The organism is Arthrobacter sp. Leaf69, from assembly GCF_001422645.1.
GTDB lineage: Bacteria > Actinomycetota > Actinomycetes > Actinomycetales > Micrococcaceae > Arthrobacter.
This window is the reverse complement of sequence record NZ_LMLR01000001.1, coordinates 188749-210453: the sequence shown is the minus strand read 5'-3', so window position 1 is coordinate 210453 and position 21705 is coordinate 188749. Positions and strand designations below refer to the sequence as shown.

The window sequence follows — 21705 nt, the reverse complement described above, 5'->3', positions numbered from 1 at the left end:
GCATCAGGCACATCGGTCTGGAAACTGCTCACTGGGGGCAGCAGGAACCGTGCCGGAACTGGAGCTACTCATGAGCACTGAACAGGGACTGACCCCGCTGAGCGACGCCGAGCTGATGGCGGAGGCAGGCACCGCACTTCCGGACAAGGAAGTCGCGTCCATCCTGGACCTCAATGCCGATCTGGACCTTGGCCTCAACGCGGCTGCACCGATCGACCTCGCTGTCGCGGCCAACGCCAACGTCGCGGCCCCGATCGACGCTGCGGCCTCGGCAAACATCCTGTCCTTCGGCTCCGACGCGCAGGCCCTTTCGGACCAGGGCGTCATCATCAACCAGGGCATCGACGCCGACGCCACCGCCGAGTCCGCGCAGGACAGCACGATCGAGCAGGAATCCGGCAGCACCGACGGCAGCGACACCGGCACCACCGACGTCACGGCCGAGGAAGACGCGCTGCCCACCGACGTCGCCGGTGCCCTGAACTCCAACCTGCTCAACGTGAACGTGGACCTGGACGCCGCCGCGGACATCGCCGCCCCGATCAACGGTGCCGTGGCCGCCAACGCCAACGTTGCAGCCCCGATCGACGCCGCCGTCGCTGCGAACATCGGGTCCATCGACAGCAACGCCTTCGCCGTGTCCCAGCAGGACGCCATCATCAACCAGGACATTACGGGCGAAGCCACCGCCACCGCCGACCAGCAGTCCGACCTCCGGCAGTAGTTCCCCGGATGAGTACCACGCACGGCGGGCCGTCCATCGCGGACGGCCCGCCTGCTTCCCCTGCGCCGGCTTCCCCTGCATCCGCCGCCGGCACCCTGGAGGTTCCGGTCCGGGCCGAGGGCGTCCAGCTGCTCGGCGAAACCATCGGCTCCGGCTACCGCGAGGCGCCCTCCCTGGTCCGCCGCGCCGACGGCCAGACCCTGCAGCTCACGCGGCTGCTGTACTTGGTCCTCGAGGCGATGGACGGCACCCGCGGCGTTGAGGAAATCGCCGAGCACGCCAGCACGGGGTTCGGCCGGCTGGTCAGCGCCGACAACGTCCGGACCCTCATCGACTCGCAGCTGCTGCCGCTGGGGCTGCTGCAGCGCGCCGACGGCTCACAGCCCGAGGTGCGCAAAGCCGACCCGCTGCTGGGGATGAAGTTCCGTTACACCGTTACCGATCCGGAACGCACCCGCCGGATCACCGCCCCCTTCGCCGTCCTCTTCAACCCGCTGATCGTGGTTCTTGTCACCGCGGCCTTCCTTGCCAGCTGCTGGTGGGTGCTGATGGTGAAGGGTCTGGCCTCCGCCACGCACGAGGCCTTTGCCAACCCGGGGCTGGTGCTGCTGATTCTGGCCGTGACCGTCCTGTCCGCCGGGTTCCACGAGTTCGGGCACGCGGCAGCGGCCCGCCGCGGCGGAGCGACCCCGGGCGCCATGGGCACCGGCCTCTACATCATCTGGCCCGCGTTCTTCACCGACGTCACCGATTCCTACCGCCTGGGCCGCGCCGGCCGAATCCGCACCGACCTTGGCGGGCTGTACTTCAACGCGATTGTCGCCGTCGCCATCATGGGGATCTGGTGGGCCACCGGTTTCGATGCGCTGCTTCTGGTGGTGGTGACCCAAGTGCTGCAGATGGTCCGGCAGCTGCTGCCGCTGGTCCGCTTCGACGGGTACCACATCCTCGCCGACGCCACCGGGGTCCCCGACCTGTTCCAGCGGATCAAGCCCACCCTGCTGAGCCTCCTGCCGTGGCGCCGGAAAGATCCGGAGGCGCAGGTGCTCAAACCGTGGGCCCGCGCCGTGGTCACCGCCTGGGTGCTCATCACTGTCCCCCTGCTGATCTTCAGCCTGGTCATGATGGTGCTGTCCCTGCCGCGCCTCCTCGGAACCGCGTGGGACAGCGGGCAGAAGCAGTTCATCATGTTCAACACCAGCCTCGCCGGCGGGGACATGGTCGACGCCGCAGTGCGGATCCTGGCGATCGCCGCCGTCGCGCTTCCCGTGGTGGGCATCTTCTTCATCCTGTTCCGGCTGGGACGGCAAATCCTCACCGCGCTCTGGCAGAAGACCCGCGGCAAAGTACTCCAGCGCGGGGCGGCCGTCGCCGTGATCGCGGCTGTGATGGCCGGACTCGCCTGGGCGTGGTGGCCCGGTGCCGAGAGCTACCGCCCCGTCCAGCCTTACGAACGCGGCACCCTCGCCGACGCCACCACCGCCATTTTCCCGGCGGGGGCCACTACCGGCATGCGCGAAGGCCAGTCCGGCCGGACCGTGGCGCTCTGGCCCTCCGGCGCCCAGATGCCCACCCGGGAGGAACCGCAGCTCAGCATGGTGCTGGTGCCGCGAGATGCCGGAACTTCCGGGACGGCCGGGGCTTCCGGGACGACGGCGGCGCCCGCCTGGGTGTTCCCCTTCGACCGGCCGGCCGCCCCGGAGGAGGACGGCAACCAGTCTCTCGCGGTCAACACGACGGACGGTTCCGTGGTCTACGACGTCGCCTTCGCGCTGGTCTGGGCCGACGACGGCGAGGACGTTACCACCCGTAACGAGGCCTACGCCTTCGCCAGCTGCGCCGATTGCGCCGCCGTCGCGGTGGGCTTCCAGGTGGTGCTGATCGTGGGCCAGACCGACGTCGTGGTCCCGGAAAACCTCTCCGCCGCCGCGAACTACAACTGCGTGCAGTGCCTGACGTACGCACTGGCGAGCCAACTGGTCCTTACGCTGGACGGACCGCTGAGCGACGACGGCATGACCCGGCTCAACGAGCTCTGGCAGCAGATCGCCGAGTACGGGCGGAACCTGCAGAACGTGCCGCTCTCGGAGATTCAGGGGCGCCTGGACGCTTTCAAGGTCCAGATTATGGAGGTCATCAAGAACGACCCCAGTGCCACGCCGGTTGCCTCGACGGGCTCGGCTCCTGCCACGACAGGGAGCTCACCGGGACCCACCGAGTCGGCGACGCCCGGAGCTACCGCCGGCACCACTCCGGCCACGGGAGCCGAGCCGGAGCCCGGCGGGACCGAGCCCGCAGCCACCGCTCCGGCGGCCACGTCTGCGGCACCCGCGGAACCGCAGCCCACGCAATCCGGAGGCACGGCCACCGAACCGGTTTCGACCACGCCGTCGCCGGATCCCACGGCCACGGCCCCACCGGCACCCTAGGCCGTATTTTCAGGCCGGGGCGCAGTTTGACGAAGATGGCCGCTATGGGACCTCCCATAGCGGCCATCTTCGTCAATCCGCCGAGTATTAGACCGGCCGCCGGGCTTTCCATTCGTCCGCGAGGATGGCGTAGACCACCTCCGTGGCCCACTGCCCCTTGTAATGCCACTTGTCCACCTGGGTGGATTCCAGCCGCATCCCGAGTCGTTCGCACAGCGCCGCAGAGGCCGTGTTGAGTGCATCCAGTTTGGCGTCGATCCGGTGGAAGCCAAGTTCCCCGAAGCCAAGGTCCAGAAGGGCTGCCGCGGCCTCAGACGCGATCCCCCGGCCGCGAGCCGCCGGAGCGAGGCTCCAGCCGATCTCAGCCTGGCCGCAGCCGGGCAGCCACTTCAGCACCACCTCGCCGAGCAGGCCGGGCGAGTCCGCCGCTTCGACGGCCAGGCAAATCCAGTCGCCCTCCTTCTCGAAGACGAAGTTGGCGTACTTGCCCACGGACTCCATGGACTTGGTGTAGCTCTTCGCCTCGCCGGGCAGGAAGCGGGCGGTCTCGGGCAGCGAATGGTAGGCGTGGTACGCGTCCAAGTCCCCGGCCTCGAAGCGGCGCAGCACTAGCCGCCGCGTGCGGAGGGGCAGGTTCAGTTCAGTCATTCCCCCAACGCTACCCATCGAGTGCTCCGTAGGCGCCGTTTTGAGCCGTCAAAACGGCGGTTACGGAGCAACCGGCGCGTGACTGACGACGGCGGCCGTGGCCTCGGCGATCGCCCGCTCTTCGTCGGTGGGCACCACGAGCACCGGGATGGCCGAGGAGGGCGAGGAAATCACACGGGGTTCCTTGGACCGTTCGCTGTTCAGGCCGGCGTCGAGCTGCACGCCCAGGGCGCCCAGCCGTTCCACCACGAGGCTGCGGAACTGGTGCGAGTTTTCCCCGATTCCGGCCGTGAAGACGAGGGCCTTCGCGCCGCCGACGGCCACGTGGTAGCCGCCGATGTACTTCGCGAGCCGGTAGGAGGCGACAGCGAGTGCCATGGCCGCTTTAGCGTCGCCCGCGTCCGCGGCCTCGACCACGGAGCGCATGTCGTTGTTGCCGGCCAGGCCTTTGAGCCCGGACTGGCGGTTGAGCATGGAATCGAGGTCCTCCGGGGACCAGCCTGCCCGGCCGAGGAAGACGAGGATGGACGGGTCCAGGTCACCCGAGCGGGTACCCATGACGAGGCCCTCCAGCGGGGTGAAGCCCATGGAGGTGTCCACGGACCGTCCGCCGCGGATCGCCGTGACGGAGGCGCCGTTGCCCAGGTGGGCGATGACGGCGTCGAACTCTTCCACGGGGACGTCCAGCAGCGCCGCGGCCCGGTGCGAGACGTATTCGTGCGAGGTGCCGTGGAAGCCGTAGCGGCGGATCCCGTGGTTGGTGTAGAGGTCCTCCGGCACCGCGTAGCGCCAGGCATGTTCGGGCAGGGTGCGGTGAAACGCGGTGTCGAACACGGCCACCTGCGGCATGTGCGGCCACTTTTTCGAGATCGCGCGGATGCCGAGCACGTTCGCCGGGTTGTGCAGGGGCGCCAGAGGGTTGAGCCGCTCGATGGCGCGGGTGATCTCATTGTCGACCAGGACGGGCTCGGCGAAGCGCTCCCCGCCGTGCACTACCCGGTGCCCCACGGCATCGAGCACCCGGTCGCCCAGCGCGGCGTGGATCTCGGCGTCCACCAGCTCCAGGGCTTCCGCATGGTCGCGGGGGCCCTCCATCTCGCCGTCGCCCTCGCCGCCGCTGCCCATGCCGATCTTCTCGACCAGCCCTTCGGCGAGCACACTGCCGGCTTCGACGTCGCGGACCTGGTACTTCAGTGAGGACGAGCCTGAGTTGATGACGAGGACGAGCACTGGGCCTCCTAAGCCTTGTCTGCTGCGGTGGTGGGTGGAAGTTCGATCGTAGCGCCATTGCATCGGGCGCGGCGGGCGCCTAGAGTCGGCGGACCTATTGGTCACCGTACGGAGGGCTTTTCATGACTGACAGCACTGTTCAACCGGAAAGCAACGAGCCGGACACCGCGCCCAAGAAGGCCGATCCCACCGGCGTCGAAGGCGCGAACCCGGCCCTGGACGACACCGGGGACTTCAAGGCCGCCGAGACGGGAGAAGCCCCGGAGGCCCCCGAAAATGTGGAGGACCTGGACCTGACGCCGGCGGGCCTGGCCGATGAACCCGCCAAGGAGGAGGACCCGGACAGCCCGGCAGAGCCGGAGAACAGCTAGCCGGAGAACAGCTAGCCGGAGAACTGCTGGCTAGGCATGGGCGGCCGCGGGTTCCGGCTCGGCGGCCGGCTCCGCGGACTGGGCCTGGATGGCGGTGATGGCCACCGTGTTCACGATGTCCTCCACGGTGCAGCCGCGGGAGAGATCGTTGACCGGCTTGCGCAGGCCCTGCAGCACCGGCCCGACGGCGACCGCCCCGGAGGACTGCTGGACCGCCTTGTACGTGTTGTTGCCGGTGTTGAGGTCCGGGAAGATGAAAACGGTCGCCTGACCGGCAACTGACGAGCCCGGCATCTTCGACTCAGCGATGGCGGCGTCGACGGCGGCGTCGTACTGGATGGGCCCTTCCACGGCGAGGTCCGGGCGGCGTTCGCGCACGAGTTCCGTGGCCTGGCGGACCGCGTTCACGGCCTCGCCGGCGCCCGAGCCGCCGGTTGAGTAGGACAGCATGGCCACCCGCGGCTCCACGCCGAACTGGGCCGCGGTTTCCGCCGAAGCCACCGCGATGTCCGCGAGCTGCTCCACGTTGGGCTCCGGATTCACGGCGCAGTCGCCGTAGACCAGCACCCGGTCCGGCATCAGCATCAGGAAGACGGACGAGACGATCTTGACGCCGTCGCGCGTCTTGACGAACTCCAGCGCCGGCCGAATGGTGTGCGCCGTGGTGTGGGCGGCGCCGGAGACCATCCCGTCCACCACGCCCAGCTGGACCATCATGGTGCCGAAGTAACTCTCGTCCTGCATTACCTCGAGGGCCTTGGCCAGGTCCACGCCCTTGTGCGCGCGCAGTTCCGCATACTTCTGCGCGAACTCCTGGCGCAGCTCCGAGGTGGCGGGATCCACGATGTTGATGCCGGAGAGGTCGATGCCCTGGGTGGAAGCGAGCTCCCGGACGTCGGATTCGCGGCCCAGCACGGTCAGTTCGCAGACGTCGCGGCGGTGCAGGATCTCGGCGGCCCGCAGGATGCGGACGTCATTGCCCTCCGGGAGCACGATATGGCGGCGCTCCGCGCGGGCCCTCTCGATCAGGTCGTGGAGGAAGCGCAGTGGAGTCATCCGCTCCAGCCGCGGCAGGTGCAGCCGCTCCAGCAGCTCCGCCTCGTCCACCCGCCGGGCCCAGAGGCCGAGGGCGGAGGCCACCTTGCGGCGGTGTCCGGACCAGATCTCGCTGCGCACCTCGGAGACCCGCTTCGCCGTCACGTACGTGTCGTCGGGGGCGGTGAAAATCGGGAACGGCGCCTGCGCCAGCAGCGAATAAATGGTGGCGTCCGGCGCCAGGCCCCCGGTGAGGATCAGGGCGGACGGCACCGGGAACTCCGGCGAGAACGATGAGGCCAGGCAGGCGACCAGCACGTCGGCGCGGTCACCGGGCACGATCACCAGCGCGCCGTCGTCGAGCACGTGCAGGAAGTTGGCCACGCTCATGGCGGCCACCTTCACCGAACGCACGTCCCGTTCCAGGTCCGCCAGGCCGGCCACCTGGCCGATCCCCATGGCCGAGGCCACCTCGCCGGTGGTGGGCCGGGCGATCTCCTCCAGCTCGGGCAGGACGTATACGGGACGGCCGGAGGCGCCGGGACGGACCGCGGCGGCGATGGCCTCCAGGTCCTCGGGGTCGGCGCGGTTGACCATGATGGCCAGCAGTGTGCACCGCTCGGCGACGAGTTCCTTGCGGGCCACCTCGACGGCGTCGACGGCCTCCGCGACGGTGCGGCCCTTCGCACCGACGACGGCGACGACGGGGGCGGCGAGGTTGTTGGCCAGCCGGGCGTTGAGGTCAAACTCGACGGCGGCGTCCTGGCCGGTCAGGTCGGTCCCTTCCACGATCACGACGTCACAGTGCCGGGCCATCTCGGCGAAGATCTCCACGCAGCGGGAATCGATCTCCTCGCGCTTGCCCTCGGCGAGCAGGCTGCGGACTTCGGCGAATGTCAGGCCGCCGCGGCAGCGCTCGTCGTCGAGGTTGAACCGGGCCTTCATCAGCGCCACCATGGGGTCCGAGGCGGCGTCGTGGCCGTTGACGACGGGTTTGAAGAACCCGATCCGGTCCGCATGCCGGTGGAGGGTGTCCGCCAGGCCCAGGGCTATAAGCGACTTGCCGGAGCCCGGGGTGGTCGCGCTGACATAGATTCCTTTGGCCATGGTCCGCCCTTTGCTGTGAAGTGGTGCTGCTTCCCTCCCAGCCTACTTTCTCTGGCCGCAACCCGGCGTCCGGGCTGCGATTCTGCGGTCCTCGGGCTGTGGCTTGTGGGCTGCACCGCGGGCTCCGGAGGGAGCTTCATACGCCCGCCGGCTCTTGACAGTGGCCCCCAAATGGGATTACCTAATGAACATTCGGTAAATAAAGCTGGAGGCAATGACGCATGGCTGAACTGACGGTTTCCGGGAGCACCCACCCCATCCTGAAAGACGACTACGCCTCGGAATGGATGGGCATCGAAGTCGTGGCCCTGGACGAGGGCCACGCCACCATCCGCATGAGCCTCCGGCAGGAAATGCTGAACGGCTTCGGCATGGCCCACGGCGGAATGATCTTCGCCTTCGGCGACACGGCTTTCGCACTGGCCTGCAACCCGGCGAACCCTGGCCCCGGCGACGACGGAAACATCACCGTGGCTGCCGGCGTCGACATCAATTTCCTCAAGCCGGCCTTCCGCGGCCAGGTCCTGACCGCCATCGCCAACCGCCGCGCCAGCACCGGACGCAGCGGCCTCTACGACATCCAGATCTACGCCGCCGATCCGGGCGCGCCGACGGCGGGACCCACAGCGCCTGCCGCCACGGTTCCGGGCGAACTCCCCACCGACATCGCCCCGGGCGAACTCGTCGCCGAGTTCCGCGGCCGCAGCCGCACCATCTCCAAGAAATAGAAACAGGGAACCCCAGATGACCCAAGAAACTGTCGCCCCCACCAGTGAAGCTGTCCTGGACCGCGAAGAAACCATCTCCCGCGACGAGCTCGAGGCCTTGCAGCTCAGCCGCCTGCAGCACACCGTGGCCTACGCCTACGACCGTGTTCCCCTGTATAAGCGCAAGTTCGACGACGCCGGCGTCCACCCCACGGATCTCCGCGAGCTCTCCGACCTGGGCAAGTTCCCCTTCACCACCAAGGAAGACCTACGTCTGGAGTACCCGTTCGGCATGTTCGCCGTGCCGCAGCACGAGGTGGCCCGTATTCACGCGAGCTCCGGCACCACCGGCCGCGCCACGGTGGTCGGCTACACCAAAAAGGACCTCGCCGACTGGGCCAAGCTCGTGGCACGCTCGCTGCGCGCCTCCGGCGTCCGTCCCGGCATGAAGGTCCACAACGCCTACGGCTACGGCCTGTTCACCGGCGGCATGGGCGCCCACGCCGGCGCCGAGGCCCTCGGCTGCACGGTCATCCCCATCTCCGGCGGCCAGACCGAACGCCAGATCACCCTCATCCAGGACTTCAAACCCGACGCGATCCTGGCCACCCCGACCTACCTGCTCACCATCGCCGACGCGATGATGAAGCAGGGCATCGACCCGGCTTCGACCTCGCTCAAGTTCGCCGTGCTGGGCGCCGAGCCGTGGACCGAGGAAATGCGCCACGAACTCGAGACCACCATGAACATCAAGGCCTGTGACATCTACGGGCTCTCCGAGGTCATGGGCCCGGGCGTCGCCGGCGAAGCCGTGGAAACCCAGGACGGCAGCCACATCTGGGAGGACCACTTCCGCCCCGAAATCATCGATGCCTTTGATCCTTCCGTGGTCCTGAACGACGGCGAACACGGCGAGCTGGTGTTCACCTCCCTGACCAAGGAAGCCCTGCCGATCATCCGGTACCGCACCAAGGACCTCACCCGGCTGCTGCCCGGCACCGCCCGCCCCGCGCACCGCCGCATGGGGCGCATCACCGGCCGCAGCGACGACATGATCATCCTGCGCGGCGTGAACCTGTTCCCCTCGCAGATCGAGGAGATCGCGCTGCGGATCCCCGAGCTGAGCCCGCACTTCCAGCTTGAGCTCACCCGCCCCGAAGGCCAGCGGATGGACCAGCTGACCGTCAGGATCGAACGCCGAGAGTCCGTTACGGTCGAGGGTGTCGCCTCGGCCGCCAAGGTCCTGCAGCAGCAGATCAAGATCCACGTCGGTTCCTCCTGCGCAGTCGACGTCGTCGAGCCCGGCTCGCTGGAACGGTCCAACGGCAAGCTCCGCCGGATCTACGACATGCGCCCCAGGGCCTGACCACCTCTCGTTCAGCCCGCCGGACGGCCCGCCAAGGCCGCCCCGGCGGGCTGACTGATCTCCCGATCGTGAGAAACTAGCGACTATGCCCACAACAGCACCCACTACCAAACGCGGCCGGCCCGGTTATGACCAGCAATCGGTGCTGGTGATCGCTGTCGATGTCTTCAACCGTCACGGCTACGACGCCACGTCCATGGGCATCCTCGCCGAAAACCTCGGCATCTCAAAGTCCGCCATCTACCACCATGTGCCGTCCAAGGGCGACCTCCTGAAGCTCGCGCTGGACCACGCCCTGGGCGGTCTCGAGGCCATCCTGGATCAGCCGCAGGCCCAGAACGGCACGGCCGAGGCCCGGCTGGAGTTCGTCCTCCGCGAGACCATCTCCGTCCTCGTGGAGCGGCTTCCGTTCGTCACCCTGCTGCTGCGCCTGCGCGGCAACACCGAGATCGAACGCGACGCGATGGAACGCCGGCGGACCTTCGACCACAAGGTCGCTGCCCTGATTTCCGCCGCCCGCGACGAGGGCTCGCTCCGCCAGGACATCGACCCCCGCACCGTCACCCGGCTGCTCTTCGGCACCATCAACTCCATCGTCGAGTGGTACAAACCCGGCGGCTCCCTCTCCCCCGAGAAACTGGCCGACGACGTCATCACCATGGCCTTCCACGGCCTCCACGTCCCGCAGTAGGCCGTTCGACCGCGGCCTCCACCGGCCGTCCCGGGCGCGCGATTGAGCGGCCCGGGGGCACTTTGACCGCCGCAACACGTGTTTCGCTGACCAATTCCGGTGTGTCCGCGTCAATGTGCCCCTGCCCGGCCGGCGTACCGGCGGCCCACCTGCCCGCGTTGCTAGTGCAAGACAGTGCCCGTGGAATGCACCACGGTTCCGGTGCTTTGGGTTCGCCCGCTGACGTCGATCTGCAGCTGGCTGCGCTGCAGGGGCGCTTCCAGCGCGGAGGAGAGTTCCGGCAGGGTGGATGTTTGAATGCGGTGGATGAGGTCCTGGACGTCGGCCCTGTCATTGACCGTCACCCTCAGGCTCAGGTCGGCGGCTCTGGCTGTTCCCCGCAGCAGGGCCGCGGAAGTGACGACGCCGGGCAGGTTGTTGATCCGGCTTTCGACGGCGGTGGCGAGGACGGACGAGTCGCAGAGGGTGAAGCCTTGGCTGCCGTCGTCATGGAGGCGATAGGCGGCCGCCCTGTTTTTCCTCGGGATCTGGGCGATTATCCATAGCAGCCCCAGCACCCCCATGATCACACCGATGATCAGTATGACGGCCACCACCCACGGCTGCGCGAAGAACGCGTGCAGGTCACCGGTGACGACGAACTCCCAAAAGCGGGCGGTGTTCAATAGAGCATGCAGCGTCCCGTTGGACTGCAGGAGCAGCGCAGCGCCGGCGGCCAGGGCAAGGATGCCGAGAATGGCCAGCCAGGTCCGGTTCAGGGTCCCTGCGGTCTGTCTCATCGGAAACCATCCTTCAAATAGTCGCTGCGGGCGGGTGCGCGAATGGTCTCAGTCTCTGGACCGGACCGTGGCCGTAACCTGCGGAACCGGGGAGAGCCCGGTTTCTTCCAGACGGGCACGGACAGCGTCGGTGATCCTGGCACGCAGGTCCCCGGGCTCGTGCAGGGAGGTCGTCACGTTAAGGTGGACGCGCCTGGTGGTGGCTGTCGCTGCGGCCGAGCCGACGCCGTCGATCTGCAGGCATCGGGCTTTCGCCAGGCGGGCGACGGCGCGGCGGGTCATCACTGTTTCCCGCTCCTGCACCGGCGGCTCCTCAGCCCCGGCGCCGCTGCGGGAATCATCGATTGTAAGGGCATTGAACCCTCCGGGAATGAAGGCGCACAGCAACAGGACCACCCCCGCCACGACCGCGGCTATCCCGATCTGCCGGATGGCGGGGTCATTCCACGCCAGCACGGCGAGCCAGTCGCGTGGTCCCTGCAGCAGGGGGGGCCACGTGCCGTTGGCCAGCCGGGTGATGGCCAACCAGGCCAAGGCGACGCCGGCGGCCAAGAGCAGGATTCCGGCGATGATTGACGGGATGGCGCGGCTGGGCCGGTGCCGCAGGCGCGAGGACCGCTGGCCGTCCCGGCTCATAGCAACTTCCTTCGTCCGTTGGTGTCGGTGGTCAGCCACGAGATCCTGATGTCGACCTGTCGGACGTCAACTCCGGTCAACTCCGTCACCCTGGTCCTGATCCGGCCGCGCAGGGCCTCGGTGGCCTGGCGTAACGGCACCGGATACGGCATCCCGACCTCGACGCTTAGAGTCGCGATGTTCCCGCTGAGTACGACTGATGCCTTGGGCCGGGTGGAGAGATCAGCGCGGGTTCCGACGCCCAGAAATCCGCCGGAGGAACCGCCGGCGGAGGATTCGTCGCTGGCCACCTGGGCGGCGATTTTCTCTATCACCCTTGCCGCCAGTACGGTCTGCCCCCGTGTGCCCGTCTCGACGAAGTCCGGGCCGGCGTCCCCGGACCCGGGCAAGGACCCGCCCCCGGCCCCGCCGCCGGGCAAGGGCCGGGCGTGGGCTCCTGGCGGGTTCATCGGCTCGAGGCTCTACCGAACAGGGCCTGCAAGTCGAGGTTTCCTTCCGCGACCCGGCCGACCAGCAGTCCGATAAAACCGAGGATCACCGCGGACAGCAGCGCCACCCAGCCGCCGAAGCCCAGAACGATTCCCAGTACTAGTCCGATCGTCATGCACCAACGTGTAGTAGACATAGCCATCCTTTTTCCTCATCGTCCCGTTCCCCTTGGCGGAGGATTCTGTGACGGGTGGTTACTGCAGTTGGGTCTTCTGGACCTGCTGGTCGTCGTGTTCCTCTTCGGGCAGGTGGACATCGGTAACGTTGACGTTCACCTCGAGCACTTCCAGCCCGGTGGCGCGCTCAACGGACTGAATGATGTTGCGGCGGATGGCCTGGCTGACCTCCACCACGGAGAACCCGTAGTCGACGATGATGGAGACATCGATGGCTGTCTGACGTTCGCCCTTTTCCACGCTGACGCCGCCGCTGACATTGGTCTGGGAACCGGGAATGCGTTCCGTCAGTGCGCTGAACGCCCGCCGGCCGGCACTGCCCATGGCGTACACACCGGGAACCTCGCGGGTCGCTATGCCGGCCAGCTTCTGCACCACGGTTTCCTCGATCGTGGTGTCGCCGCGGTCGGTGTGCAGTGCGTCCCTTGCCTTCACTTGTTCCAGCGCGCCGCCGCGCATCTGCTCGTCGGGTGTGGCCATGACGCCGCTGGCAGTTCCGGGGGTTTTGGGTGTCTCTGTCATGGAAAACATCTCCTCGTGGGACTGGTGATCGTACGTACACCGATAAAGACGAAGACCGACAGGAATCGTCACGTGATGGCGCAGAATTTTTTCCTCACTGGGCAGCGGAACCTCGGCATGGTTCCCGGCGTTGCCCGGTTGTGGCATATTGGGGCCAAACACCGGTAAGTCACCGGACTGGATGGACAGCGCATGGGTGATCATGGCCCCGGCTTCGAACCGGACCTGGATGAGGCGAGCATCGTCGCCCGTGCCCAGGACGGCGACTTGGCAGCATTCGAACACTTGGTGCTCACCTATCAGTACAGACTCTTTCGGCTGGCGTATCGGATGCTCAACGACCACGGCGAAGCCGAAGACATGGTGCAGGAGACTCTGACAACGAGCTGGCGCGGTCTTCCCATGCTCGCTGACGTCGATGCATTCGGTGGCTGGATCTACCGGCTGGCGACGAACAAGTGCCTAGATCTGCTGCGTAAGCGGTCCGCCCATGCCGTGAACTGCATCCAACCTGAGGACATGGACACCATTCCCGAAGCCTGCGCCCGCGCGGTGCCGCGCGGTTCGGACCCGGCCCATGAGGCTGAATGGTCCGCCGAACAGGATCGTCTGACCGCAGTCTTGAACACGCTTCCCCCCGCACAGCGGGCCTGCTGGCTGCTGCGGGAAATGCACGGACGCAGTTACGCCGAGATTGGTGTCACACTGAAGATCAGCCCGACGACAGTTCGCGGCACACTCGCCCGGGCACGGCACCAGATAGCAGAAGGGATGAGCGAATGGCGCTAGAAGACATCCCCCGGCTCGGCTGCGGCCGAAGCATCGACCGCATCTGGGCCACCATCGACCGGCCACCCACCGCACACGAAGAACATTGTGAACAATGCCAAACTGCCAGAACCCGGCTGCAAAGACTCGGCGAAGCAACCCGTTTACTGCGTCAAAGCGACCTTCACGATCCCGCACTGAAACCCCGTCCCGGGATCAAAAACGCCATCATGGATGTGGCTCGCGCTGAAGTCCGCCGCGGCAGCAGCATCCTCCTGCGCAGCGCAGACAACGGCACCACGGAGATCAGCGAACAGGCCCTGAGTTCCCTCATCCGGATCGCGGCAGCAGCTATCCCCGGCGTCCACTCACGACGCTGCCGGATCGAAATACGCTCCGCCAGTCTCCCCGGTGAAGACCGCCCCTCCGGAACCACCGGTACCACCACCACTGCCCGTCCTCGCCTCATCGTCAATCTTTGGGTGGCCGCCGCCCAGGGCATCATCATCCCTCGAACAATGGAGGCGCTGCGACAGAAGATCAGCAACGCGCTTCCGGCCTGCGTCGGTATTAGCGCCGGAACCGTCAACATCACTGTTGAAGACCTTTACGATGTCTGACCAATCCTTCAAGGGCTCCCTCATCACCAGCCGGCTCATCGCCTCCCTCGCCACACGCACCACACTGGAAACACCGGGAGTCCTTAGACTTGAACCCACGATCCAAGGCTTCCTGGCGCGGCTTGGTCCCGCCGCCCTGCAAAACCTCCGCAAACCCGGCAGTCAGGACGGCACCTACCGGCAAAACGGCGTCCCGGCGACAATCAGCGACGGCACCGCACGCGTCCACCTCGATATCGCCACTGACATTGCCTACACAGCCCTCGATGTCGCAGAAACAGTTCGACGACGCGTGCGTGAAAACATCAGCCACACCGGACTCACCCCTGGCACGATCGACGTCACCATCGTCGCCATAGAACCCCACCGCCGCGCAACAATGCTGTAGCCCCGGGTGCAACCACAAGGTCGCGCAGCATGCGCATACGCCCGGAAAACGGGCACCGCCAACCCCACCGGGCTGCCATCTTTGTATTCAAAGCCAGCAGGGCAGCCGGTCCTGGTAGCACGGATTAGAAAGGGAAGAGGCACAACAATGGAACCGGTTCAGCTCATCCTGATCATTGCGGGAATCCTCGTCGTCCTGGGAGTCCTGTCCGCACTGATGTCTTTTGGCCGGCGCAGAGGTGAGAAACGCGTACATGACAGACAGCGGCCCACTGATGGGGACGCCGGGGCCCAGGACCCCAACGAAGACCGCCGAGACCCGTAACCGTACCCTCATTAGGCACCTGACCGCGGCTGGGGCCCGGCGCAGATCCCGCCCGAGCGGTCCGGGGACACTTTGGAGGCCCCCGGCGCTCATTTCGCCGCCGGATACCGGCGTGTCCGCTTCAATGTGCCCCCGCCCGGCGGACCTGTCCACACACAAAGAGGCGCCCCGCTGAGCCGGGACGCCTGGTCTTCTCCGCCGGTGAGAGTCTGGTCAGAGCTGGTAGTCAGCGACTAACGTGATGTTCTCGTGAACGCAGAGGATGTTGTGCTCCGTATCCATGAACCACGCGCACTTCTCGGAGTCCGTTGTACAGATGTGGTTCTCGGTCTTGAGATCCGGAAGGTCGTAGTCCTGGAACTGGACGCCTTTGGACTCCATCTCCTGGACGGTCCGCTCGATCTCCGAGACCTCAAAACTCAGAGTCGTGTGCTCGGAATGCTTCCCGTCCTTGACGGGCATCAACTGCAGCATGGGGCCGCCCTCGCTGCCGAACATTTCACTTCCGTCGTCTGCCACTCCATGGTGCGGGAGCCCCAGGGTGTCGGCATAAAAATGCCGGGCACGTTCTGCATCATCGACGGGCAGGACTGTTGTGGCTTTGTTGAGTACTAGGGTCATATCGCCACCTCCTACGTTGAAAATTTTACGCCGGAGCAGGGCAGAAAGAGCCCGCCGATATACGCGCCGAGGTGAGACTTCGCGCCCATCTCAGCGGGGACAATGGGCGCGAAATCTCACCTCGGCGGCAGTGCAGGTCCGGGGTTACTTCTCCACGAGGGTGAGGACGTCGTACGTGGCCACGATTTCGTCGTTCTGGTTGGTCAGGACGGCGTCCCAGGCCACCTCGCCGTACTCGTCGGTCTCGCGCGGGGTGATCTTCTTCGCGGTCAGTGTGACCCGGATGGAGTCGCCTGCGGCCACCGGCGTGATGAACCGCAGGTTCTCCAGGCCGTAGTTCGCCAGCACGGGACCCGGGGCAGGCTCCACGAACAGCCCGGCACCCCAGGCCAGCAGGAGGTAACCGTGCGCCACGATGCCCGGGAAGAACGGGTTGGCCTCGGCGGCCTCCTGGTTGGTGTGCGCGTAGAAGGTGTCGCCGGTGGAGTTGGCGAACTTGGTGATCTCCTCCAGGCTCACTTCGCGCAGCCCGGAGCGGATCGCGTCACCGATGTGCAGCGTGCTCAGGTGCTTCCGGAACGGGTGCTGGCCCTCGGTCTCGAGCGTGAAGTTGCGGTCGGCCCCGGTGTGCCAGATGCCGCTGACGGCGGTCAGCATGTTCGGCGAACCCTGGATGGCGGTGCGCTGCATGTGGTGCAGGACGGAGCGGATGCCACCGAGTTCCTCGCCGCCGCCGGCGCGGCCGGGGCCGCCGTGGACCAGGTGCGGGACCGGTGAACCGTGGCCGGTGGAGCTGCGGGCGTCCTCACGGTTGAGCATGTGCACCCGGCCGTGGTGGGCGGCGATGCCGGTGACGAGTTCGCGGGCCACCGCGGGGTCGTTGGTGCAGACCGAGGCGACGAGCGAGCCTCCGCCGCGGGCGGCGAGGCGGACGGCGTCGGCCAGGTCCGTGTAGCCGATCACGGACGACACGGGGCCGAAGGCCTCAAGCGAGTGGACCTCTTCAGCTTCCGGATCCGCCCAGCTCAGCAGCACCGGGGACATAAACGCACCGTCGTCGACGACGCCGACGCTGCCGTCCGCGCTGGTGACCTTCGGCGAATCGAGCGTGCCGTAGGCGAGCTCGCCGCCGGCGTCGAGCATGGACTGGACGGCCGCGCGCACATCGGCGAGCTGTTCCAGGGACGCCAGGGCGCCCATGTTGACACCCTCGGCGCGCGGGTCGCCCAGGACAACACGCTCCTGGATCCGTTCCCCGACGGCTGCAATGACGTCCTGCACCAGCTCCTGCGGCACGATGGCCCGGCGGATCGACGTGCACTTCTGGCCGGCCTTCGCGGTCATCTCGGTGACGAGGGACTTGATGAAGGCATCGAATTCCGGGGTGCCCTTGACGGCGTCCGGGCCCAGAATGGAGGCGTTCAGGGAGTCGGTTTCCGAGGTGAAGCGGACGCCTCCCTTGACCACGTTGACGTGGGACTTGAGCGTGTTGGCGGTGGAGGCGGAGCCGGTGAAGGCCACGATGTCGCGGTAGTCGAGGTGGTCCAGCATGGTGCGGACCGAGCCGGAAATCAGCTGCAGCGAACCCTTGGGCAGGATGCCGGATTCGATCATTGCCTTGACCACAGCGGCGGTGACATAGCCGGTGGGCGTGGCGGGCTTCACGATCGTGGGCACGCCGGCGATGAAGGCGGGCGCGAACTTCTCGAGCATGCCCCACACCGGGAAGTTGAACGCGTTGATCTGCACGGCGACGCCGGGAATGCGGGTGTAGATGTGCTCGCCGGCGAAGGAGCCGTCCTTGGACAGGACCTCCATGGGCCCGTCCACGATCACCTGGGCATTGGGGAGTTCGCGCCGGCCCTTGGAACCGAAGGTGAAGAGCACGCCGATGCCGCCGTCGATGTCCACCATCGAGTCGATCTTGGTGGCGCCGGTCTGGGCAGAGAGCGCGTAGAACTCGTCGCGGCGGCCATTCAGGTACTGCGCCAGCTCCTTGAGCTTGAGGGCACGCTGGTGGAAGGTCAGCTTGCCGAGTTCCGCCTGGCCGGTGCTGCGTCCGTAGTCCACGACGGCGGCGAGGTCCAAGCCCGCGGTGCTCACCCGGGCGAGGAGTTCGCCGGTGCTGGCGTCGAGGACGGGTGCCGCCCCGGCGGCGGACCCGGCGTCGGGGGTCCACCAGGAATCCCGGATGAAGCTGGGAACGATCTCGACAGTGTCTACTGTGGGTTCCGGAGCAGTTGCAGTGGTGGTCATCGTTGACGGGTCCTTCCAACAGGGGCAAGATCAACACGGCCAGCATTACTGACCGTCCGTTCGGTAATATGTCTACAGTACATGAATGAGGCCTGCCGCACACTAGCTGTGGCAGCACTGACCGGCCTGAGCCCCTGGATTTCCGGCCAAAGAGGAGACGCTATGACGCCCGAGCCCCGGAATACCGAGCTGTGGAAGATCACCCTCGGCGAACTCGACGAGAAGATGGGCGTGAAGATCGTTGAGGAATCCGTCGAGCGCGTGGTGGCCACCATGCCGGTGGAGGGCAACCGCCAGTCCTTCGGGCTGCTGCACGGCGGGGCCTCGCTTGCCGTCGGGGAGGCGGTGGGCTCCTGGGCCGCGGTCATCCACGCCAGCACACTGGGCAAGACCGCCGTCGGCGTGGACGTCTCCGCCACCCACCACAAGTCGGCCCGCGAGGGGCTCATCACGATCACCGCCACCCCCATCCACCTCGGCGGAACGGTGACCACCCATGAAGTGGTCATTACCAACGACGCCGGCCAGCGGCTCTGCACCCTGCGGATCACCAACCTGTTGCTGGACCGCAAGGGCTGAGCGGGACGCGGCACCCGGTGCCCTACCGCCGGGATCGGCGAACGAACACGAATGGCCCGCGGGCTGCATCCAAAGAGGGGTCCCCGCCGGTAGTAACGGTGTAAGCAAATCACCGCCCGGATCCGGGCAACTCAATGAGGAGTTTGAAATGCGCAAAACCGTTTATGCCGCCAGCGCCCTCTCGATGCTGGCCGCGCTCACGTTCGCTGCCCCGGCCCAGGCCGGCGGGAAGCACGACGACGGCGGGCACCACAGCGACGACGCCCTCCTGTCCGTCCTCCACGGCGTACCCGGCCTCACGGTGGATGTCTGGGTGGACGGCAAGCTCGCCCTGGACAACTTCAAACCCGGAACCCTGGCGGGCCCGCTCAAGCTCGACGAAGGCCGCTACAAGATCGCCATCACGGCCTCGGACGCCACCAGCGCCGACAACCCGGTGATCGGTCCGGTCAAGGTCAATCTCAAGGAGGGCCGGAATTACACCGCGGTGGCACATCTGGATGCCTCCGGGGAGCCCACCGCAACCCTCTTCAAGAACGACACCTCGGCCAGCCCCCGGGGCGAAGGCAAGCTGACCGTCCGGCACGTGGCCGCGGCGCCCGCCGTCGACGTCCTTGCCGGCGACACCGCGGTCATCGAGGACCTGGAGAACCCCGATCAGGAGGTGCTGACCCTGGAGGCCGGAACGGTCTCCGCCTCGGTTGCAGCGGCCGGCACCACCAAACCCCTGATCGGGCCGGCGGATGTTCCGGTGACTAAGGGCAAGAACACGATTGTCTATGCCTGGGGCAGCCTGGACGACGACACCCTGGGCGTGGCCGTCCAGGTGGTCGACTCGGCCAAGTGGGGCGGCCGCGACCACTAGGCCGGCGGCCCGGCCTGAGGGACTGACTTGACGGCAGCGCACCTTCCACATGGGATGCGCTGCCGGTCAGGCCTACACCGATCCCGCCCTGGGACGTAGGGCCGATGGACCCGGAGGGCCTCCTGCCCGGACTGCTAGCGTGGAAGTGCTGATTGGCCCGGCACCGCCGGGTGAGGCCGGTTGCACCGGAAGGATCCACCATGCTCTCAGACACGTCACTTCCCGTCATCAAGGCAACGCTGCCTGTGGTGGGCGAGCACATCGAAGAGATCGCCAAGCGCTTCTACAAACACATGTTCGACGCGAGGCCGGACCTCCTGGATGGACTTTTCAACCGGGGAAACCAGGCGGACGGCCGCCAGCAGCAGGCCCTCGCCGGTTCCATCGCGGCGTTCGCCGTGCTGCTCGTGGACAACGTGGACCAGGTTCCGGACCATCTCCTCTCGCGGGTGGCCCACAAGCACGTCTCGCTGGGGCTGAGCCCGGACCAGTACCAGGTTGTCCACGACCACCTGATGTGGGCCATCGTGGATGTGCTGGGGGAGGCCGTCACGCCGGAGGTCGCCGCGGCCTGGGACGAGGTCTACTGGCTGATGGCGAACATGCTCATCAACAAGGAACGCGGGCTGTACAACGCGGTGCACCTGACCCCGGACACGATCTGGCGGACCTGGCGGGTGGCCGAGCGGATCCAGGAGACGGACGACGTGGTCCGGTTCGTCGTCGAGCGGGTTGATGAGCGCGAGGTCAAGCCGTCCCTGCCGGGGCAGTACGTCACGATCAAGATGCGCATGCATGACGGCGTCCACCAGCCCAGGCAGTACAGCCTGACAAAGGCCGACGACGGGCAGCACCGTCAGTTCGCGGTCAAGCGGGTCCGCGGACTCGGGACCCCCGACGGCGAGATGTCCACCCTGCTGCATGACGAGGTCAGGGTGGGCGACGAGGTGGTGCTCTCGGCGCCCTTCGGCGATGTGGTGATGGAGTACACGGACCGGCCCCTGGTCCTGGCCAGCGCGGGGATCGGGATCACCCCGATGGCCGGCATGCTCTCGCACCTCGTCAAGTCCGGCTCCCAGCGGCAGGTGATAGTGCTGCATGCGGACGACAGCGAGGCGTCCTTCCCGCTCCGGGGGCAGGTCCGGGAGGATTTGGCCGCGTTGCCGGACGGGACGTTGAGGTCGTGGTTCCTGAACACCACAGTGGGCGGGGCGGCGTCCGGATCCGAGTTCTCGGGCTTTATGGACGTGAGTGCCGTGGAACTCCCCGACGACGCCGAGTACTATCTCTGCGGTCCGCTGCCGTTCCTAAAGTCTGTCCGGAGCGCACTGGTGGCCAGCGGCGTACCGGCCAAAGACATCCAATACGAGGTGTTCGGCCCGGACCTCTGGCTGGCTGACTTCCAGTAGCGCCGGGCAGTAAGTTGACTGCCCGGCGCCGTGAGGCCGCCAGCTTAGTGCCGCCCAGCAGGACAACGCCCAACAGGACCGCGCCACCGGCCAGGCCCGCTAACGGCAGGAGTGAACCCGCGCCGGTGTTCGGCAGTTGGTCGGAGCCCGCAGGAAGCACGGAGGAAGCGGCGGAATCGGCTGCCGGCGCAGCGGGCCCTGCCGGAGCAGCGGGCTGTGGCGGGACATTGGGCTCTACCGATGCAGCGGGCTCTGCCGGGACACTGGGGTCCACCGGGACACTGACGGGCGCGTCGATGGTGAACGCCACCAGCCGTGGGTCCGAGGAGACGCCGTCGACGGCTTGGGTGACGGAAAGCGTGTGTGCCCCGGGGGCGAGGCTCTCCGGGAACGGCACGCTCCACCGGCCGCCGGCAGCGCCGCGCGTTCCGGCCCGCGTGGCACCAACGGAGACCCCGTCGATCAGCACTGCGACGTCGGCGCCGTCGACACCTGTTCCGGTGATCGTCCCGGGCAGCGTGTCCTGGCTGAGGTGCGAGCCGTCTGCGAGAGACGATACGGACGGGGCGCCGGGGGCGAGGGTGAAGTTCGCCGTGGCGGAGGGGCTGTCCACGGCGCCGGGCATCGTCTGCACGGCGCGCACGGAGAGCCTGCCGGGAGCAGCACCCTCGGCGGGAATGCTCCAATGCCCGTCGGGCCCGACATCCGCGGTGCCGTCAATATCGCCGGTGAGCCGTACCTTCAGCCCGGGTGTTCCGGTGCCTTCGATGCCGGTGATTTTCTTCAGCGCCTCCCCCTCGGCCGGGCTGGTGATCACCGGTGCGGCCAGTTCCGAGACCGTGAAGTCCAGGGACGCCGCGCCCGAGCGGCTGAATCCATTGACTGTCTCCGCGGCCAGCGTGAGCGGGCCGGTGGTCTCGGGTGCGGGGTAGGTCCAGGTGCCGGCAGCGTCAACCGGCACCTCC

The 21705-nt window shown here is 67.2% G+C and carries 22 protein-coding genes; 12 read left to right on the top strand and 10 right to left on the bottom strand.

The features are described from left to right. The first annotated feature begins 70 nt into the window (after positions 1–70). Entirely contained in the window at positions 71–724 is a 654-nt protein-coding gene (locus ASE96_RS00985) for a hypothetical protein (protein WP_056426521.1), read from the top strand. Between the two features lie 8 nt (positions 725–732). Continuing rightward, positions 733–3153, top strand: coding sequence for a hypothetical protein (locus tag ASE96_RS00980; protein ID WP_082492509.1), 2421 nt, complete (start codon positions 733–735; stop codon positions 3151–3153). A gap of 87 nt (positions 3154–3240) precedes the next feature. Here the strand turns inward: ASE96_RS00980 and ASE96_RS00975 are convergent, their stop codons facing one another. Beyond that, the gene (locus ASE96_RS00975; protein WP_056424750.1) at positions 3241–3801 is read right to left on the bottom strand and encodes a GNAT family N-acetyltransferase; all 561 of its coding nucleotides are present in this window, start codon (positions 3799–3801) and stop codon (positions 3241–3243) included. Between the two features lie 60 nt (positions 3802–3861). Then, entirely contained in the window at positions 3862–5031 is a 1170-nt protein-coding gene (locus ASE96_RS00970) for an acetate kinase (RefSeq protein ID WP_056424747.1), read from the bottom strand. Between the two features lie 122 nt (positions 5032–5153). Here ASE96_RS00970 and ASE96_RS00965 point away from each other — a divergent pair, with 122 nt between their 5' ends. Then, positions 5154–5402 carry a hypothetical protein gene (locus tag ASE96_RS00965; protein ID WP_056424744.1) on the top strand — a complete coding sequence of 83 codons (249 nt, stop codon included), beginning with the start codon at positions 5154–5156 and terminating at the stop codon, positions 5400–5402. A gap of 30 nt (positions 5403–5432) precedes the next feature. Here ASE96_RS00965 and pta read toward each other — a convergent pair whose 3' ends face one another. Then, positions 5433–7544, bottom strand: a complete 2112-nt coding sequence (gene pta, locus ASE96_RS00960) for a phosphate acetyltransferase (protein WP_056424742.1) — start codon at positions 7542–7544, stop codon at positions 5433–5435. Positions 7545–7765: 221 nt separating this feature from the next. Here pta and ASE96_RS00955 point away from each other — a divergent pair, with 221 nt between their 5' ends. The 3 genes from ASE96_RS00955 (at position 7766) to ASE96_RS00945 (ending at position 10308) form a co-directional block, all read left to right on the top strand. Next, positions 7766–8272 carry a hotdog fold thioesterase gene (locus tag ASE96_RS00955; protein ID WP_056424739.1) on the top strand — a complete coding sequence of 169 codons (507 nt, stop codon included), beginning with the start codon at positions 7766–7768 and terminating at the stop codon, positions 8270–8272. A 16-nt stretch (positions 8273–8288) separates the two neighbouring features. Then, positions 8289–9617 (top strand): phenylacetate--CoA ligase PaaK, encoded by a 1329-nt coding sequence (gene paaK / locus ASE96_RS00950; RefSeq protein ID WP_056424737.1) that lies wholly within the window; start codon positions 8289–8291, stop codon positions 9615–9617. 85 nt (positions 9618–9702) lie between these two features. Continuing rightward, the gene (locus tag ASE96_RS00945) at positions 9703–10308 is read left to right on the top strand and encodes a TetR/AcrR family transcriptional regulator (RefSeq protein WP_056424734.1); all 606 of its coding nucleotides are present in this window, start codon (positions 9703–9705) and stop codon (positions 10306–10308) included. Positions 10309–10469: 161 nt separating this feature from the next. Here ASE96_RS00945 and ASE96_RS00940 read toward each other — a convergent pair whose 3' ends face one another. Genes ASE96_RS00940 through ASE96_RS00920 form a run of 5 tightly spaced genes read right to left on the bottom strand, consistent with a single transcriptional unit; the run spans position 10470 to position 12847 of the window. Then, positions 10470–11087 carry a hypothetical protein gene (locus ASE96_RS00940; protein WP_056424731.1) on the bottom strand — a complete coding sequence of 206 codons (618 nt, stop codon included), beginning with the start codon at positions 11085–11087 and terminating at the stop codon, positions 10470–10472. Between the two features lie 48 nt (positions 11088–11135). After that, complete coding sequence (locus ASE96_RS00935; protein ID WP_056424728.1) at positions 11136–11723, bottom strand: DUF6286 domain-containing protein; 588 nt, start codon at positions 11721–11723, stop codon at positions 11136–11138. After that, positions 11720–12172, bottom strand: a complete 453-nt coding sequence (locus ASE96_RS00930; RefSeq protein WP_156367468.1) for an Asp23/Gls24 family envelope stress response protein — start codon at positions 12170–12172, stop codon at positions 11720–11722. The genes ASE96_RS00935 and ASE96_RS00930 overlap by 4 nt, the downstream gene beginning before the upstream one ends. Further along, positions 12169–12348, bottom strand: coding sequence for a hypothetical protein (locus tag ASE96_RS00925; RefSeq protein WP_056426515.1), 180 nt, complete (start codon positions 12346–12348; stop codon positions 12169–12171). The genes ASE96_RS00930 and ASE96_RS00925 overlap by 4 nt, the downstream gene beginning before the upstream one ends. Positions 12349–12406: 58 nt before the next feature. After that, positions 12407–12847: an Asp23/Gls24 family envelope stress response protein gene (locus tag ASE96_RS00920; RefSeq protein ID WP_235500108.1), complete on the bottom strand. Its 441-nt coding sequence runs from the start codon at positions 12845–12847 to the stop codon at positions 12407–12409. Positions 12848–13102: 255 nt separating this feature from the next. On the opposite strand from ASE96_RS00920, the gene ASE96_RS00915 reads away from it, so the two are divergent. From ASE96_RS00915 to ASE96_RS00905, 3 genes are read left to right on the top strand one after another with little or no spacing between them, the layout of a single operon-like run. After that, positions 13103–13699: an RNA polymerase sigma factor gene (locus tag ASE96_RS00915; protein ID WP_056424723.1), complete on the top strand. Its 597-nt coding sequence runs from the start codon at positions 13103–13105 to the stop codon at positions 13697–13699. Further along, positions 13690–14298: an Asp23/Gls24 family envelope stress response protein gene (locus tag ASE96_RS18685; protein WP_082492508.1), complete on the top strand. Its 609-nt coding sequence runs from the start codon at positions 13690–13692 to the stop codon at positions 14296–14298. Before ASE96_RS00915 ends, ASE96_RS18685 begins: the two co-directional genes overlap by 10 nt. Continuing rightward, the gene (locus ASE96_RS00905; protein WP_056424718.1) at positions 14291–14686 is read left to right on the top strand and encodes an Asp23/Gls24 family envelope stress response protein; all 396 of its coding nucleotides are present in this window, start codon (positions 14291–14293) and stop codon (positions 14684–14686) included. The genes ASE96_RS18685 and ASE96_RS00905 overlap by 8 nt, the downstream gene beginning before the upstream one ends. Positions 14687–15223: 537 nt before the next feature. Here the strand turns inward: ASE96_RS00905 and ASE96_RS00900 are convergent. Then, complete coding sequence (locus ASE96_RS00900; protein ID WP_056424715.1) at positions 15224–15631, bottom strand: VOC family protein; 408 nt, start codon at positions 15629–15631, stop codon at positions 15224–15226. 144 nt (positions 15632–15775) lie between these two features. Further along, complete coding sequence (paaZ, locus tag ASE96_RS00895; protein WP_056424712.1) at positions 15776–17887, bottom strand: phenylacetic acid degradation bifunctional protein PaaZ; 2112 nt, start codon at positions 17885–17887, stop codon at positions 15776–15778. 162 nt (positions 17888–18049) lie between these two features. Here paaZ and ASE96_RS00890 point away from each other — a divergent pair, with 162 nt between their 5' ends. From ASE96_RS00890 to ASE96_RS00880, 3 genes are all read left to right on the top strand, one after another. Beyond that, positions 18050–18466 carry a PaaI family thioesterase gene (locus ASE96_RS00890; RefSeq protein WP_056424710.1) on the top strand — a complete coding sequence of 139 codons (417 nt, stop codon included), beginning with the start codon at positions 18050–18052 and terminating at the stop codon, positions 18464–18466. Between the two features lie 148 nt (positions 18467–18614). Then, positions 18615–19331, top strand: a complete 717-nt coding sequence (locus ASE96_RS00885; protein WP_056424707.1) for a DUF4397 domain-containing protein — start codon at positions 18615–18617, stop codon at positions 19329–19331. A 200-nt stretch (positions 19332–19531) separates the two neighbouring features. Continuing rightward, positions 19532–20740 (top strand): globin domain-containing protein, encoded by a 1209-nt coding sequence (locus tag ASE96_RS00880; protein WP_056424704.1) that lies wholly within the window; start codon positions 19532–19534, stop codon positions 20738–20740. Positions 20741–21705 lie beyond the last annotated feature (965 nt).

What these genes read in the sequence shown, in the direction of transcription:
- ASE96_RS00885 (WP_056424707.1), top strand. Translation starts at nt 18,615, where the DNA reads ATGCGCAAAACCGTTTATGCCGCCAGCGCCCTCTCGATGCTGGCCGCG.
- ASE96_RS00925 (WP_056426515.1), bottom strand. Translation starts at nt 12,348, where the DNA reads ATGTCTACTACACGTTGGTGCATGACGATCGGACTAGTACTGGGAATC.
- ASE96_RS00890 (WP_056424710.1), top strand. Translation starts at nt 18,050, where the DNA reads ATGACGCCCGAGCCCCGGAATACCGAGCTGTGGAAGATCACCCTCGGC.
- ASE96_RS00935 (WP_056424728.1), bottom strand. Translation starts at nt 11,723, where the DNA reads ATGAGCCGGGACGGCCAGCGGTCCTCGCGCCTGCGGCACCGGCCCAGC.
- paaK (WP_056424737.1), top strand. Translation starts at nt 8,289, where the DNA reads ATGACCCAAGAAACTGTCGCCCCCACCAGTGAAGCTGTCCTGGACCGC.
- ASE96_RS00955 (WP_056424739.1), top strand. Translation starts at nt 7,766, where the DNA reads ATGGCTGAACTGACGGTTTCCGGGAGCACCCACCCCATCCTGAAAGAC.
- ASE96_RS00975 (WP_056424750.1), bottom strand. Translation starts at nt 3,801, where the DNA reads ATGACTGAACTGAACCTGCCCCTCCGCACGCGGCGGCTAGTGCTGCGC.
- ASE96_RS00945 (WP_056424734.1), top strand. Translation starts at nt 9,703, where the DNA reads ATGCCCACAACAGCACCCACTACCAAACGCGGCCGGCCCGGTTATGAC.
- ASE96_RS00930 (WP_156367468.1), bottom strand. Translation starts at nt 12,172, where the DNA reads ATGAACCCGCCAGGAGCCCACGCCCGGCCCTTGCCCGGCGGCGGGGCC.
- ASE96_RS00985 (WP_056426521.1), top strand. Translation starts at nt 71, where the DNA reads ATGAGCACTGAACAGGGACTGACCCCGCTGAGCGACGCCGAGCTGATG.
- ASE96_RS00940 (WP_056424731.1), bottom strand. Translation starts at nt 11,087, where the DNA reads ATGAGACAGACCGCAGGGACCCTGAACCGGACCTGGCTGGCCATTCTC.
- ASE96_RS00980 (WP_082492509.1), top strand. Translation starts at nt 733, where the DNA reads ATGAGTACCACGCACGGCGGGCCGTCCATCGCGGACGGCCCGCCTGCT.
- ASE96_RS00920 (WP_235500108.1), bottom strand. Translation starts at nt 12,847, where the DNA reads ATGCGCGGCGGCGCGCTGGAACAAGTGAAGGCAAGGGACGCACTGCAC.
- ASE96_RS18685 (WP_082492508.1), top strand. Translation starts at nt 13,690, where the DNA reads ATGGCGCTAGAAGACATCCCCCGGCTCGGCTGCGGCCGAAGCATCGAC.
- ASE96_RS00900 (WP_056424715.1), bottom strand. Translation starts at nt 15,631, where the DNA reads ATGACCCTAGTACTCAACAAAGCCACAACAGTCCTGCCCGTCGATGAT.
- ASE96_RS00965 (WP_056424744.1), top strand. Translation starts at nt 5,154, where the DNA reads ATGACTGACAGCACTGTTCAACCGGAAAGCAACGAGCCGGACACCGCG.
- ASE96_RS00880 (WP_056424704.1), top strand. Translation starts at nt 19,532, where the DNA reads ATGCTCTCAGACACGTCACTTCCCGTCATCAAGGCAACGCTGCCTGTG.
- ASE96_RS00915 (WP_056424723.1), top strand. Translation starts at nt 13,103, where the DNA reads ATGGGTGATCATGGCCCCGGCTTCGAACCGGACCTGGATGAGGCGAGC.
- pta (WP_056424742.1), bottom strand. Translation starts at nt 7,544, where the DNA reads ATGGCCAAAGGAATCTATGTCAGCGCGACCACCCCGGGCTCCGGCAAG.
- paaZ (WP_056424712.1), bottom strand. Translation starts at nt 17,887, where the DNA reads ATGACCACCACTGCAACTGCTCCGGAACCCACAGTAGACACTGTCGAG.
- ASE96_RS00905 (WP_056424718.1), top strand. Translation starts at nt 14,291, where the DNA reads ATGTCTGACCAATCCTTCAAGGGCTCCCTCATCACCAGCCGGCTCATC.